This is a genomic window from uncultured Porphyromonas sp. (genome assembly GCF_938039215.1).
GTDB lineage: Bacteria > Bacteroidota > Bacteroidia > Bacteroidales > Porphyromonadaceae > Porphyromonas.
The window spans coordinates 17,497-33,189 of the sequence record NZ_CALHVI010000022.1; the positions used below are offsets into that span (position 1 = coordinate 17,497).

Consider the following 15,693-nt stretch of genomic DNA (forward strand, 5'->3'; position numbering starts at 1 on the left):
AGACTAGTGCTTGTGGGACTGAACGTAAGCTACATCATGGCTGACCATGAGGCGAACAAGCTCCTCGAAGCTCGTCTTACGGGGATTCCACCCCAAGAGGGTCTTCGCCTTCGTAGGATCACCGAGGAGGGTCTCTACTTCGGCAGGGCGGAAGTACTTCGGATCGACCTCTACGAGCACTCGACCCGTGGTTGTATCGATCCCCTTCTCGTCCACACCTTCGCCCTCCCAGCGTAGGGTGATACCCACTTCGCGGAAGGCACGTTCGGTGAATTCGCGCACCGAATGCTGCTCCCCCGTAGCGATGACGAAGTCTTCGGGAGTCTCGTGCTGGAGCATCAGCCACATACACTCGACATAGTCCCGAGCATAGCCCCAGTCACGTAGAGCGCTGAGATTACCTAGATAAAGTTTGTCCTGCTCCCCAGCGGCGATACGTGCTGCCGCCAGAGTGATCTTGCGGGTCACGAAGGTTTCTCCTCGGCGCTCACTCTCGTGATTGAAGAGGATACCATTGACGGCAAACATCCCATAGCTCTCACGGTAGTTCTTCGTGATCCAGAAGCCGTAGAGCTTAGCCACCCCATAGGGCGAACGGGGATAGAAGGGCGTCGTCTCACGCTGAGGTACCTCCTGCACCAGCCCGAAGAGCTCTGAGGTCGAAGCCTGATAGATCTTCGTCTTCTTCTCTAGTCCAAGGATACGCACCGCCTCCAGCAGACGTAGCGTCCCTACGGCATCAGTCTCAGCCGTATATTCGGGCACATCGAAGGAGACCTTCACATGGCTCTGTGCTGCGAGGTTGTAGATCTCATCTGGCTGGATCTGCTGGATGATGCGGATGAGCGAGCTGGAGTCGGTCATATCACCATAGTGGAGGTTGAGGGCTCGACCACGCTTCATATCACGCACCCACTCCTCGAAGTAGAGGTGTTCGATACGCTCGGTATTGAAGGACGAAGAGCGACGGATGATCCCATGGACCTCGTAACCCTTCTCGATGAGGAACTCTGCTAGATAGGAGCCGTCCTGCCCCGTGACTCCAGTGATGAGTGCGACCTTGTTCATAGATGCTTCACTTATTGACATTTGTTAGTACAAAGATACGCACAAGATAGCGACCTGCTGTGGCAGGCAAAAAAAACCTACGGTAGGTCGCCTCAGCGACCTACTGTGGGTCGCTCGGGCGACCTACGGTAGGGTCCTTTTGCCCCCTTCTAAAAGCCTGCCGAGGGAAGCATACAAACAGAGGCATCCCCCACCCCAAGAAGGAGTGAGGGATGCCTCGATAAGATCAGGGTTAGATAGCCCAGCAGGGACTATCTCCCTTGAGCCGTAGGTCTAGTAACCAGGGTTCTGCTGCCCAGCGAGCGTAGCATTAGCATCCAGCTCAGACTGAGGGATAGGCAGAAGCGTACGGAAGTACGTGTGGTCAAACGAACGGCTTGCATCCGTCAAGGGTACGTGCCAGCCTGGCTTACCATCGTAGAAGCGTTCACAGCGTAGACCATTGCGCATCAAGTCGTAGAAGCGATGCCCTTCACCGACGAGCTCCTTAGCACGCTCCTGAAGGATGCGGTTGAGCGTCATGTCTCCCAGTGCAACACTCTTAGCAGGGTTAGCACGCTTGACGATCACATTGAGATAAGCCTGTGCCTGCGCTGTATTGCCGAGCTTGAAGGCTGCTTCTGCAGCGTTGAGGTAGACTTCAGCCAGACGGATCACAGGGATATCGTTGGTACGCATATCCTTGAGCGCTGCCTTACCTGGATACTTCCCGATGAAGAGCTTCATGTCTTCATTGGTACCAGGGAGGTTCTGGACAGCACCAGCTGCCTTAGTTCCCTTACTGGCCCAGAGGACATTCCAGCGGATATCATTGGGATCTTCCATCATCTCGTCATAGAACTTCTGCGTGATGAGGGCATTGTAGTAGCCTTCGACACTGAGGATATAGGCGAAGCCTTCACGGTCAGACCAGTCCTTGGAGTCGAAGTTGACGATCGAGAAGATCATCTCCTTCGAGGATGCTTCGCTCCATATCTGCTTGTACTCTGACAGCTTGGTTGCGAGTGAATACTTACCTCCGTCGATGACTTCCTTGCTTAGGCGTAGCGCCTCAGTGTTGCCCTCAGTCGTGCCCATGTAGAGGTAGACACGAGCCAGCAGAGCCTTCACAGCTGAGACACTCAAGTAGCCATAGCTCGTTTCCTCAAGCATGCCACTGGAGAGTGCTTCGGTGAAGTCCTTGATGACCTGATCATAGACTTCCTTGACCGTCGCACGGCCTGGCATAGACTTATTGTCAGGGACAGAGAGCACGAGAGGTACCCCTGGCATTGCTCCGTTGTTCGAATAAGCATAGGGCTTGGCATAGAGGCGTACTAGGTCGAAGTGCACAAGTGCACGGATGGCCTTAGCCTGAGCTAGTGCATTGCCGACCTCCCACTTCTGGTCATCGGTGGTAGCCTTCGGCTGAAGGTTTTCGCACATGGAGATCAGACGGTTGGCTCTACGAATGACCGCATAGGCCTTGTACCAGATGCCATACATATTATTCTGATTGAAGGCCATGTGATAGTAGGCATTCCCACGGGAGCCCGTGGTAGGGCACTGCATATCATCGCCTCGGACATCGCCCGAGATCAGGAAAAGCCCTCCGTAGTAGGAGTTACTACTACTTGAGCCTTGCAGACCGTCATAGACCCCTCGAAGGGCAGGCTGAAGGAGGCTAAATTCCTTCAGTACCTTTTCTGTAGGGAGGGATCCCGAAGGCTCGGTATTGAGGAAGTCCTTACAAGAGGAGAGACCAGCGATGAGCCCCAGAGCTGCCGCAAGGCATAGAAAATTCCTTTTCATAAGACTTAGATTCTTTTGATGTGATTCGACATGCTCTAGATCCCGACTTGTACCCCGAAGGTGATGGTACGGAGTGCAGGAGTCTGGTAGGCAACGAAGCCGCGAGACTCAGGGTCGACGACGAGACGCTTATCCTTCCAAGTGAGGAGGTTGACACCCGAAGCGTAGACACGCAGGGTATTAACCCCTAGCTTGTTCGTCCACTTCTTAGGAGCAGTGAGCCCGATGGTGAGGTTCTTCAGACGGAGGTGGTCCGTAGGGAAGAGCCAGCGCGTAGAGGGGATGTACTCATTGGTAGGATTGAAGGATGGGAGCTCTGTTTGGTCACCCTCCTTCTTCCACATCTTGTTGATGTCGTACATCTTGGGGATAGCGAGGCTGAGCACTTCGGTATTACCATCCTTGTGCAGACCAGGAGCATAGTCAAAGAGGTAACCACCGAGGGAGTAGCTGAGCGTGAAGTTCAGGTCGACAGGACCCCAAGTGATGCTATTGATGATCCCCCCAGTGACTACGGGGTCGAAGGGCTTGTCATCAATGCGACGGTTGCGAGCCTTGGTGTGGTCTGTCGTGAGGCTTCTATCGTAGTTGCCCTTAGCATCCCGCTCATTCGTGTAGTACTGAGCCTTACCCGTCTTGGGGTCTACCCCTGCATACTCAGCCAAGTAGTACATATTGTAGGCATAGCCGACCTGGTGGATCCAGTTGTCGTCGATCTCCTGAGTCTGCACTCCGTCATAGCGAAGTAGGGTGTTCTTGTTATGCCCAAGGGAGACGGTAGTGTTCCAAGAGAAGTTGCTGAGATTGAGGTTCGTCGAGCGTAGCTCCAGCTCGAACCCAGTATTGCGCATACTACCGAGGTTCTGGAGTTCGCTACCGAAGCCCGTCGTCCCAGAGATATCCTTGTAGAGGAGGAGGTCTGTGGTCTTACGAGTGTAGTAGTCGAAGGTGACTCCAAAGCGCTTGAAGAGACGGAAGTCTACCCCGAGGTTGAAGGCTTTATTCTTTTCCCAAGAGAGGCGAGGAGCGCCGAGGGAGCTCTCTACCGTACCCGTACCCCCGTTGTAGTTGTAGCCGAAGCTATAGAGGGAGAGGTGAGAATAGTAGCCTAGAGGAAGGGTACCGTTAGCCCCGTAAGAGAGACGGAGACGAGCATCGGAGAGGACAGACTCTAGAGGCTGCATGAAGGCTTCCTTACCGAGGTTCCAAGAGCCAGAGAGCGACCAGAAGAGCCCCCAGCGATGGTCAGGAGCCAGACGAGAAGATCCGTCCCAACGAGCCGAAGCCCCGAAGATGTAGCGGTCATCATAGGTATAGTCACCCTTCAGCAGGAAGGAGACCATGCGGTCCTTATCCACCGTGCTGTAGCCACCCTGAGTACCAGAGTTCTCCATCTCATACTTGAGGTAGGAGGGGAAGTCAGTACCCCACATGTAGATGTTGAGGAAGTCACGGCTTTCGGTTTCGAAGCTAGCTACCCCTGAGAGGTTGTGCTTGCCGAACCCTTCTTGAGCATAGAGCTGGGACTGAGTAGTCAGTGTCGAACGCTCGATATTGGAGCGCTGGAATACCCCGTTAGCAGCTGATCCGTCTCCTTGGCGAGGGTCCCACCAGACAGCATCCTGGTTGTTCAGGTAGTCGTAGCTAACCGTCTGCTTAGCCTTGAGCCAAGGGAAGACGGTGAAGGTAGCTTCCAGTGAGGGATTAGCACGGACGAGCTGCGTACGAGAGAAGTTCTGCGTCGTAGCGAAGACGGGGTTTAGGTCGTTATTCCCTGGGAAGAGATTGTGGTAGGAGCCATCCTTCTCATAGGGATAGTCCGAAGGACTTAGCGTGGTAGATACACCGAAGATAGGGTTAGCGTAGGCTGTACCTTCACTATTGGTATCCTGATTGGTCTTACCGAAGAGCATCTTAGCCTTGAGCTCTAGGCGACGGTCGGTGTGAGAGATATTGAAGGCTCCCGTGACACGCTTGAAGCCAGAGGCAAGCGAGATCCCTCGCTGGTCTGCGTAGGAGAGTGAAGTATAGAACTTAGTCTTCTCGCCACCACCCGAAGCACTGAACTCATAGGTCTGAGAAGCCCCCTTACGGAGGAGGATCTTACGCCAGTCGGTGTAGCCCGACCAAGGCATAGCAGTAGCTGCGCCTGTGACCTTCTTGACCTGTGCTTCTACTTCCTGAGGTGTAGGATAGAGGAGCTGCTGGGTATTCTTATCTCGAAGCTGGGAATAGTAGTTGGTGAAGCCGTGGCGGATGAGCTCATTACGCTTCTCTGGACTGAGGGTAGGACGGTAGTCGATCGCTATGTCTGAGGACCCGAAGTCTGCCTTGAAGTTATAGCGAGTAGTACCACTGCGTCCACTCTTGGTAGTGATGACGACGACCCCGTTAGCAGCACGAGAACCGTAGAGAGCGGCAGCACCAGCGTCCTTGATGACGGTGATATTCTCGATGTCGTTGGAGTTGATCGTAGAGAGTGGGTTAGCCCCCCCCTTAGCGTAAGAGAAGACCGTAGCGTTGTCGGTGTTCATGGGCACCCCGTCGACTACATAGAGCGGGTCATTACCTGCGTTGATGGAGCCTAGACCACGGATACGCACCGTAGAGAAGCTACCAGGCTGCCCAGAGATGGAGTTGACGGTGACCCCTGCGATCGCCCCCGAGAGCTTGTCTTCGAGCGAGACCGTAGGCACGTCCTTCATATTCTTGGTAGAGATCGTCGTAGCCGACCCTGCGAAGGCTGACTTACGTGTGTTCCCGTACCCTGTGACCACGACATCCTGCACCATGCGCTCTTCTTCTTGAAGGACGATATTCATGGGCTTGGTGCTGACGGGGACTCGGAGCGTTTTGTAGCCGATACAGCTGATGAGGAGGGTCTTAGCCTCTGCTGGTAGCTTGAAGGAGAAGTGCCCCTTCACGTCAGTCAGTACCCCTGTGGTGGGGAACTCTACACACGATACGCTAGCAGCGATGACTGGTTCTTTGTCGCCCGAAGAGATGACGACCCCGGAGACCGTGATCTGATTCTTCTGCGACCATCCCACTCCTATTACTAAGAATAGAGAGAGGAGGAAGAATAGAGTTCTTCGCATGAGAATAGTAGTTTTAGTGTTTATATTGCGTACTATTTGGGTGTTATTACTATCCTATCCTTGCAGACTCTTGGGATCAGGGCTTCTCTTCCTTCTCTAGTCTTCTTCATACGGGCTTGCTCTCTGACTGAAGCCCCCTCCAAAAGATTGCTATGACCAAATGTAGGCATTTTTCGTTCTCTTACAAGTTTCCAGACAAAGTTTTACAAACCCACACCGATAAGCCCCTACTTCATGAAGATATCTCCCCTATCCAGAAGAGGAAGAACAGCCCTCCACCAGCGAAAAACGAGAGTTATCTAACCGACTAAAAACAAACGAAATAAGGAGCGGACAAAATCGAAGCTACCAAGCTCTCTCGAGTGCTTCTCCTCCCTAAGAGAAATCCGCTCCTGAGAAGGAGATTCTACCCCACTCTGGAGGGGTAAAACAGCTCTAATTCATCTTAAATTCCTTAAGAAGTATATTTTTCTTAACTGCCCTTGTCCTCCCCTCTGCTAGGTAGGAGAAGAAGAGGTGCTGTGAGCACCCCTTTTATGACCTACGGTAGATCGCCTCACCGACCCACGGTAGGTCGTCGAGACGACCCACAGTAGGTTTTAAGAGCGACCTACCGTGGGTCGCAAAACGAGCCTTCCGAGGAGGAGCCTCCACCCCGCTCTACATGCGACTTCTCCCCCACCCCCTCAGAAAATAAAATAGCCCCCTAGCTCCACGAAGGAACTAGGGGGCTATTCGAATTAAGTCTTAGGAAAGAGGACGAGCAACTAGGATCGCCCCTTCCTAAGCGAGGCTTACAAGGCTAGAAGCCCTTGCCGTGGCAGTGCTTGAACTTCTTCCCACTTCCACAAGGGCAAGGATCATTGCGCCCGATGGTATGCGTAGACTGAGCAGGCGTACGGCGACGCTCTTCTTGATCCTCGGCGCTACCTACCTCGTGGCGCTGCTCACGATACTGAGGAGCAGGACGACGGCTCTCGGGTGCAGCCTCACGGATCTCTACCTGACGGGGAGCTTCTTCCTGTGGGGGCGCGACATTGAGGCGAACACGCATGAGGACGGAAGCCGTACGGCGGTTCATATCTTCGATCATCTGACGGAAGAGTTCGTAGGACTCGAGCTTGTAGATCAGCAGAGGATCCTTGTTCTCATAGCTGGCATTCTGTACCGAATTGCGCAGCTCATCCATCTCACGCAGATGCTCCTTCCATGCTTCGTCGATGATATGAAGCATGATCGCCTTCTCAAACTCACGCATGATCGAGCGGCCCTCACTAGCATCAGCTTCCTTGAGGTTACAGCCTACATTGTAGCCCATACGACCATCCGTCAGCGGGATCATGATGCGCTCATAGACATGCCCCTGCTCGGTGAAGACCTGATGAAGCGTAGGATAAGCCAGATCAGCGATCTGCTTCGAGCGGTGCTTGAAGGCAGCCTCTACAGCGTCATAGAGCAGATCGGTCAGTTCATCGGCCTTGGTGTGTCTGAAGGTCTCAGCATCAAAGGGAGATTCGATAGCGAAGATACGCATGACATCCGTCGAGAAGCTCTCGAAGTCCTCCATAGGATGATGCGTGTCGATGAGGATGCGCCCAGCATCGTAGAGCGTGTTCATCACGTCCATCTCGATACGCTCACCCATGAGGGCATGACGACGACGCTTGTAGATGACCTCACGCTGAGAGTTCATCACGTCGTCATATTCGAGTAGGCGCTTACGGATACCGAAGTTATTTTCCTCGACCTTCTTCTGAGCACGTTCGACAGCCTTATTGAGCATGCTATGCTCGAGGACTTCACCTTCTTCGAAGCCCATCTTGTCCATCATCGAAGCCAGACGATCCGAAGCAAAGAGACGCATCAGATGGTCTTCAAGCGAAACGAAGAAGATCGACGAACCGGGGTCACCCTGACGACCAGCACGTCCACGGAGCTGACGGTCTACACGACGAGACTCGTGGCGCTCTGTCCCTAGGATGGCGAGCCCCCCTGCTTCCTTCACTTCTGCCGTGAGCTTGATGTCCGTACCACGACCTGCCATGTTGGTAGCGATCGTGACGACACCTGGCTTACCTGCTTGAGCAACGATCTCAGCTTCCTTCTGGTGGAGCTTAGCATTGAGTACATTGTGTGGGATCTTACGCAGGTCAAGCATCTTGCTCAGCAGCTGAGAGATCTCGACCGAAGTGGTCCCTACGAGGACGGGGCGACCTTCGCCTACGAGGCGGACGATCTCTTCGATGACCGCAGCGTACTTCTCACGAGCAGTCTTATAGATACGGTCATTGAGGTCCTGACGTGCGATGGGGCGGTTCGTCGGGATGACAACCACATCGAGCTTGTAGATATCCCACAGTTCACCAGCCTCCGTCTCTGCTGTACCAGTCATACCCGAGAGCTTGTGGTACATGCGGAAGTAGTTCTGCAGGGTGATAGTAGCGAAGGTCTGAGTAGCAGCTTCGACATGGACACGCTCCTTAGCCTCAATAGCCTGGTGCAGACCATCCGAATAGCGACGACCATCCATGATACGACCCGTCTGCTCGTCGACGATCATGACCTTGTTGTCCATGACGACATACTGGTCATCCTTCTCGAAGAGCGCATAAGCCTTGAGGAGCTGATTGACCGTGTGTACACGTTCGCTCTTAATCGCATAGTCGGAGAGAAGTGTCTCCTTACGCTCAGCAAGCTCCTCCGTAGAGAGCCCCTGATTGGAGAGGTCAGCCAGCAGGCTAGCGATATCAGGTAGGATGAAGAATGCAGGGTCGTCCGTGCCCTGTGTCAGCAGGTCAATCCCCTTATCCGAGAGCTCAATGCTATTGTGCTTCTCATCGATGACGAAGAAGAGTTCATCAGTGACGATGTGCATCTGGCGCATGTTGTCCGCCATGTACTCCTCCTCGACCTTCAGCATCCCAGACTTGATACCTGGCTCACTGAGGTACTTGATGAGCGGCTTGCTCTTAGGCATACCCTTGTAGGTACGGAAGAGGAGGAAGAACCCTTCTTCCTGCTCCTTCTTATCCTCCGAAGAGATCTTCTTCTTAGCATCGATGAGGAGCTGCTGGCAAAGCTTACGCTGAGCATCGACGACCTTCTCCACATTAGGAAGGAACTGCTCGAAGAGCTGATCATCACCCTTGGGCACAGGACCCGAGATAATAAGAGGAGTACGAGCATCGTCGATGAGGACAGAGTCTACTTCGTCGACGATCGCATAGTTATGCTTGCGCTGTACTAGATCCTCAGGGCTCGTAGCCATATTGTCACGCAGATAGTCGAAGCCGAACTCATTGTTCGTCCCGAAGGTAATATCTGCGTTGTAGGCAGCACGACGCTCAGGAGTATTGGGGCGGTGCTTGTCGATACAGTCGACACTCAGACCATGGAACATGTAGAGCGGACCCATCCACTCCGAGTCACGCTTGGAGAGGTAATCATTCACCGTCACCACGTGTACCCCATTACCGGTAAGTGCATTGAGGAAGACAGGGAGCGTAGCCACAAGGGTCTTACCTTCCCCCGTAGCCATCTCAGCGATCTTACCCTTGTGAAGGACTGTCCCCCCGAAGAGCTGGACATCGTAGTGCACCATATCCCAGGTGATCTCATTACCACCAGCCATCCAATGGTTCTGGTAGATAGCTGTATCCCCTTCGATACGGACGAAGTCATGCGACACACTGAGGTCTCGGTCGAAGTCCGTTGCCTTGACTCGGATCTCTGGGTTCTCAGCTAGGCGGCGAGCCGTACTCTTGACGATAGCAAAGGCCTCTGGATGTACTTCGTCGAGGACTACTTCGAGCTTGTCAAGGATATCCTTCTCGATCTTATCGACCTGAGACCAGATAGCTTCACGCTCATCTAGGTCTTTGCCTTCGACGCTTGCCTTGAGGCTCTCTACCTCTGCACGCTCACTCGCTACGTAGTCTTGGATACGCTGACGAAGGGCAGCAGAGCGAGCTCTCAAGTCATCATCACTTAGTGCATCGATCTCAGGATAAATCGCCTTGATACGATCTACCCATGGTGTGATCTCCTTGAGGTCACGCTGCGACTTGTTGCCGAAGAACTTCGACAATAGATCTATAAATCCCATATGTATTTTTGATTATTTATTCTCTGTGAATGGATCGAATGAGGCAGCACTCCATCTCGGAGCACACCTCAATAAATAAGAGCTGAGCTGAGGGATAGCCACATCCTGCTAAGGAACAAGTATGCCCTACTAGAGGGGACAAGCACGTCCTTCGGCTAAGCTACGCTAGCGAGTGGCATTGGGTGGACGAATGCGCAAGACATGCGCAATAGCCTTGACGACATCAGGAGCTTCGAGGATCGGATAGTCAAAGTCCTTCGCTGTGATCCCAGCCCCGAAGAGGATGCAAGGGGTATCAATAGCCATGGACTGAAGGACTAGGCTGGGATTATCAACCAGCTCCTCTACTTCCCATCCTGGAGTAAGTGACCAATAGACATCGGCCAAATATCGGTTGTGCACCGAGCGACGAAGGGCACGAGCGGCATCGCTCAGCGATGACTGCACGAGCAGACGCTCACCTGCCACTGCGAAAGCTATACCCTCCATCTCCTCGAGGAAGGCTGCCGATCGATCTTGTAGCTCGGATAGAGCTATGCGCTTCGTCTCTGCTAACTTCCTATTCAGATAGAGACGACCGTCAGCGAGACGCTCGACCCAACTCCCCTGTCCATAGATAGCGGAGAGATAAAGGTTCAGCAGGGCGGATCCCTTCTTCGAGCTGAACTGCCCATAGCGAGCTTCGGCACCCTTGAATCGAGGGCGACGATAGTGTGTATAGCCCGTACCTGTAAGGGCTAGGAGATAGTTCCCCTCACCGAACTTTCGCTGAAGTTCGCTAAGTATGGCTTGGATATTCTGATCAAGACGAACATAAGCATCGACCTCCTCACTGGTCAGCTCACCTGTCGCATTCTTTGGGGCAACATTGAGGCTGTAGGAGAGGGCGAGCATGCCTGGTGACTTACTCTCGGCATAGCCTCCTTGGTCTAGGAGTCGTAGTGCTAGGCTCGTCACCTCTTCGTTGGCAAGAGCACTACGCTTGAAGTCGGCACCTTGATAGCCTTGGTAGCGGTGGGAGAAGCGTGCCCCCCAGTCTGACCAAGCACGCTCGGGGGAAGTATAGCTTCTCAGCGGGCTCCAGACCATCTGACCTGCTACAAGACGCTTGTTGGGTCCATCGGCAGATCGGTTGTAGGCCTCGATGCTCTTGGGCATCGCTTCATAGTAGCTGGAGCTCGACCAAGAGGCGATCTTGGTATCCAGCCAGAATGCTCCATTAGCGAACCATCCCGCAGAAGCGATCGCCGCCTCAGCATCCGAAGCGACGGCATAGACTAGGCCTGCGCCCGAAGATGCTTCCTTGATGCGGTCACCAAGGGTATTGACGAGGAGCGCCTTAGGAGAGTAGGTATCACGTGTATAGTTCCCTATGACCGAAGGGTCATGAAAGATAGGTCGCCAGCTATGCTGCTTGGTATCCCAGAGTGTCGAGCGCTCGACACCATGAACATGGGGATAGGCACCCGTATGGAGCGTAGCCGTAGCCGAAGCTCGATCAAGCTCCGCTAGAGGGAAACGCACTTGAGGATAAACCTTCCCCTCTTGGAGCATCCGTCCTAGCCCATCCTTAGAGAAGAGCGGGCTCAACTGCTGGAGATAGTCTCCACGTAGATCCTCGATGGTGATATAGACGACCACACGAGGGATATCCCCTGCGGAGAGGGGTTGCTGCAGAGCCACGAGGGCTAAGAGCGAAGTGAGGAGGTAGCGCATACTACGCTGCTCAAGGGAGCTCTTAGTCTTACCCATGACGGCGGAAGGGATTATGGATGAGTCGCCCTGCACTGAGGAAGGTCAAGCTCATGGCGATCAGTGAGAGGCTACTATTGAACTTCTGCCCTGAGAGCAGTCCGACGAAGGGCAGAGCTACCAGTGCCACAAAGCAGATGGCATGGAGCACATAGCGCACATGCAGCGTCTTAGCACCGAAAGGCATCAGTACAGCCAGTAGGAGATATCCTGGGTGCAGGGCAAGCAGATTCCAGTTCGGATACACCATCGGATGCTCCGAGAAGAAGGTGATGAAGGTGAGTAGCGAGCCGGCAAGTCCTGCCCCTAGGTAGAAGACAAATTCGACCGCACCAGGCACGAGCTTCCCCTTGCGTCGATAGATGAAGATCCCCCCCGAGAGGAGGAGAATAAGGGTGAAGACAAATAAGGGATGTGTGAGGGAGAAGGATGCGGGCTCTATACGCTGGAGTGCTCCATAGCTCTTCGTAGTAAGGGCTGGTCGCACCCAAGACTCCTTGGGGACGTGCTTATTCCCGACAGAGAGCAGGGGAAGGAGCGCAGCTGCCTGCATCGGTATGAAGAAGCGATCCTTCACGCTCATGGGCTGGTCTAATTCGGGACCCATAGCGAGGTCCGTACCCAGCACAAGCCAAGGGGAAGAAGCCTCAAGCTCATTGATGGCTTGCCGCCAAGTCAATGGAGGGAGCGCACTGGGATCGACCCCAGGGAAGATCTGGCGGAAGAGGGCATCATCACCCGAGGCGAAGGCAAAGCTCACACTATCTGTAGCTCCCTTCTCTGAGGATAAGATCGTGAGGGTCTCAAGGTAAAGATCCAGCGGACGTGTACTGCAGTTGTTGCGGAAGGCATTGTAGCGGTAGACACGATTCTCGGGCTGGATATTCTCCAGCAGGAGCGACCACATACGGGCACGCTGGAGGCTGTCTGTCGCAAGAACGACCTCTTGGATCAAGCCTCGGTGCTGGTAATCTTCGAGGAAGAGTTCGGTGGCTATCGGGAGGACGATATAGTCTGTCCTTCCCTGCAGATAGCGGATGGTGAAGTCATCGGAGAAATCGAAGATCCCGTAGTTGAAGGTCACGTCGATATCCTGCAGTTGGTCATACACACGCAGACCTGCATGCCCGTAGAGCGTATAGGACTCTTCGCTACTAGGCTGAGCCGCTAGGAAGCTCACTTGGGCAGAGGGAGTCAGCTCAGTAGGCAGCCCGAAGGTCTTTTCTCGTTTGACCTGATGCTGGGCATCAACCGTCACCGTAGAGCACAAAAAAGCTACCATCGCCAAGAGGAGATAGCGCACCATGCCGAGGGACTTCATCGGGGAGTATCGCAGGAGAGTCTTATGCATCGAGCTCAATGATTCCTAACAAAGATACGAAAAGTCTCAGCTCTAGCGCTTCTTACTCTTTCGCTTAGCCTTCTGAGGCTTGGTCTTCTTTGCCTTATGTCCAGCCTTCTTGCTCTTCACGGGGTGGGATTTCTTAGGACTAAGGTCTGGCAAAGGCTGCTCTATGAAGAGACAACTAACGAAGTGAGAGAAGAGCGAACGTGCTTCTCCCCCCGTGATCGCCCCATTGGCTATGTAGACGAGGCTGTACCACTTCCCCTCATGATTCACGTAGCCTGCATAGCCTCGCACACCTCGCATCGAGCCACTCTTGACAAAGGCACGTATCTCGGGAGGTAGGGAGACACTGCGCACGGAGCCTTCGACACCCGCCTCTGGGAGGGAGGCTAGGAAGGGAGCATGTAGGGCTTGATCTCGCCAAAGATCGGAGAGGATGAGACTAAGAGCCTCCGAAGTCAGTCGCCCATAAGGGCTCAGTCCCGAGCCGTCCATCGGGAGGAAGTTCGACGGGGTGAGGTGTAGACGCTCTCTCCAATAGTCACGCATCACGATGGGATAGCCCGTCGTCCGATCCTGTGGGGTGTTGAGGGCATAAGCTAGGGATTCGGCATAGACATTAGAGCTGCGGAAGTTCGTGATCTTGATCAGCGTATCGACGGGAAGCGAGGTATAGTAGCCCAAGGTATCTAGCCCCGTCATCGGAGCGTCATAGACCAGCTGAGGAGCCTGCGGAAGGTCTATCCCTCGCTGTCGAAGTCCTTCGTTGAGCCAAAGCGCAGCATAGAGAGGAGGATCAGGGAGCGGCCAGCGCTGGTGCCTACCCGAGCTACCTGAGCGCACCTGCCCCGAGACGAGGAGGGTATCTTGGCTCATCGGCACGGAGAGCTCAAGGCTCGTCGGGCCGCCCGTCGAGAGATCTAGCTGTGCGGGCAGAAGCTGTGAGGCGAGCTGTACCTCCACCTCGGGATCGGTCTCTTCGGCATAGAGGTAGAGATCGGCATAGTTATCCCCGACATTGAAGCCCGAGACCAGTGCCCCATAGTACTCGTCTAGATCCTCCTCGGGCCAAGTCTCATTGGCAAAGGGGCGAGGGAAGCCATTCATATCGAGGAGCAGGCGACCCGTCACCTGCTTGATTCCTCGCTCCGCTAGCAGGGCCTTCACCTCACGAAGGAGGCGATCGGGCTCAGGGATGTAGTGCGAACCGACAGATGGGTCTGCCGAAGCCCCGATGATCAGATCACCCTCGAGGATGCCATCTCTCACCCGTCCTCGGATGGCGATGGGGATATGGAAGCGATAGTCCGCCCCACGAAGCGCAAGGAAAGCCCCTGTCGTAGGGATCTTCACCAGCGAGGCGGGACGAAAGAGTTCGTCGGTGCGATGAGCCACGAGCGTCTCTCCCGTCTCTAGGTCACGAAGGAGGGCTGTGACACGCACTCCTGGGCGCTGCTCATAGCGACGGAGCAGCTCCACAGCCTCGGGGAAAGGCTGAGCATAGAGCAGGAAAGGAATAAACAGATAGAGGGCGGAGAGGATGATCCGACGAAGCTTCATCTGGGGTAATAAAACGTACTACGTAATATATAAGAGAGGCAGAGGCTACCCTACTCGCTGGTAGGATAGCCTCTGGATTGGGATATATCGAGTATGAGACTGTGAAATGTCTCACCTCTTAGGCTGCGGGCTTACTTACCGCTCTTAGCCATAGCACCACGAGCAGCACGAGTGAGCTTGACGGCGCAGACGACAGCATTCTTAGCGTTGATGACTTCGAGACCTTCGAAGGAGAGAGCACCGACCTGGATCGTCTTACCAAGACCAAGCTCAGTGACGTCGATGAAGAGCTTCTCGGGGATCTCAGTGTAAGGAGCGCGAACCTTGAGCTTGCGCATTTCGAGGCTGAGCTTACCCCCTGCCTTCACCCCTTCGGCGTGACCCGTGAGGACAACAGGTACTTCCATGACGATAGGCTTAGCAGCTTCTACCTGAAGGAAGTCGAGGTGCAGGATGGCATCGGTCACAGCGTGGAACTGAAGGTCCTTCAGTACAGCCTTGACCTGACGACCTTCGATGTCGAGGTCGATGACGAAGATGTCTGGTGAATAGACGAGATTACGCACGCCATCCTGGCTTACGGTGAAGTGGATGACTTCGTCGCCTCCGTAGAGGACTGCGGGGATCTGATCCCCAGCGCGGAGACCCTTAGAGGCCTTCTTGCCAAGCTCGGAGCGGAGCTGACCTGAGAGTTGGAATGTCTTCATTCTCTTTCTAAATAATTGTGTTACTCAAAATTAGTGTCTTCTAATTTCCCATCACACGAGTCCCTGCCTTCCAGAGGTCTAGGGGCTTCTCGTCTTCGAGACAATCGTAAAACGCCAGCAAAGGTAGTGATTTCTATCGACATAGACAGCCGAGGGGCTTGACCAAGCTCAAAGCTCAAGGTAGGTGGTCTTCCGCCCCTGCCAAAAACGACCTACGGTAGGTCGCCGAAAAAACCTACTGTAGGTCGTCGATGCGACCCACGG

8 protein-coding genes are annotated in these 15,693 nt (G+C 54.2%); all 8 read right to left on the bottom strand.

Features of this window, described 5'->3' with window-relative positions:
- Positions 1 to 3: 3 nt before the first annotated feature.
- The 8 genes from gmd to Q0336_RS03080 all read right to left on the bottom strand — a co-directional run bounded on the left by gmd (position 4) and on the right by Q0336_RS03080 (position 15,429).
- On the bottom strand, positions 4 to 1,068 hold the full coding sequence (gene gmd, locus Q0336_RS03045) for a GDP-mannose 4,6-dehydratase (RefSeq protein ID WP_298525544.1): 1,065 nt from the start codon (positions 1,066 to 1,068) through the stop codon (positions 4 to 6).
- A 273-nt stretch (positions 1,069 to 1,341) separates the two neighbouring features.
- Positions 1,342 to 2,859: a RagB/SusD family nutrient uptake outer membrane protein gene (locus Q0336_RS03050; protein WP_298525547.1), complete on the bottom strand. Its 1,518-nt coding sequence runs from the start codon at positions 2,857 to 2,859 to the stop codon at positions 1,342 to 1,344.
- Between the two features lie 35 nt (positions 2,860 to 2,894).
- Positions 2,895 to 5,957 (bottom strand): SusC/RagA family TonB-linked outer membrane protein, encoded by a 3,063-nt coding sequence (locus Q0336_RS03055; RefSeq protein WP_298525551.1) that lies wholly within the window; start codon positions 5,955 to 5,957, stop codon positions 2,895 to 2,897.
- A gap of 802 nt (positions 5,958 to 6,759) precedes the next feature.
- The gene (gene secA / locus Q0336_RS03060) at positions 6,760 to 10,062 is read right to left on the bottom strand and encodes a preprotein translocase subunit SecA (protein WP_298525554.1); all 3,303 of its coding nucleotides are present in this window, start codon (positions 10,060 to 10,062) and stop codon (positions 6,760 to 6,762) included.
- 165 nt (positions 10,063 to 10,227) lie between these two features.
- The gene (locus tag Q0336_RS03065) at positions 10,228 to 11,814 is read right to left on the bottom strand and encodes an alkaline phosphatase family protein (protein ID WP_298525559.1); all 1,587 of its coding nucleotides are present in this window, start codon (positions 11,812 to 11,814) and stop codon (positions 10,228 to 10,230) included.
- A complete protein-coding gene (locus Q0336_RS03070; protein ID WP_298525561.1) occupies positions 11,807 to 13,165 on the bottom strand; it encodes a DUF4105 domain-containing protein in 1,359 nt (452 codons plus the stop codon). The genes Q0336_RS03065 and Q0336_RS03070 overlap by 8 nt, the downstream gene beginning before the upstream one ends.
- 42 nt (positions 13,166 to 13,207) lie before the next feature.
- Positions 13,208 to 14,722: a D-alanyl-D-alanine carboxypeptidase/D-alanyl-D-alanine-endopeptidase gene (gene dacB, locus Q0336_RS03075; RefSeq protein ID WP_298525564.1), complete on the bottom strand. Its 1,515-nt coding sequence runs from the start codon at positions 14,720 to 14,722 to the stop codon at positions 13,208 to 13,210.
- A gap of 131 nt (positions 14,723 to 14,853) precedes the next feature.
- The gene (locus Q0336_RS03080) at positions 14,854 to 15,429 is read right to left on the bottom strand and encodes a 50S ribosomal protein L25/general stress protein Ctc (RefSeq protein ID WP_298525566.1); all 576 of its coding nucleotides are present in this window, start codon (positions 15,427 to 15,429) and stop codon (positions 14,854 to 14,856) included.
- Positions 15,430 to 15,693: the final 264 nt, after the last annotated feature.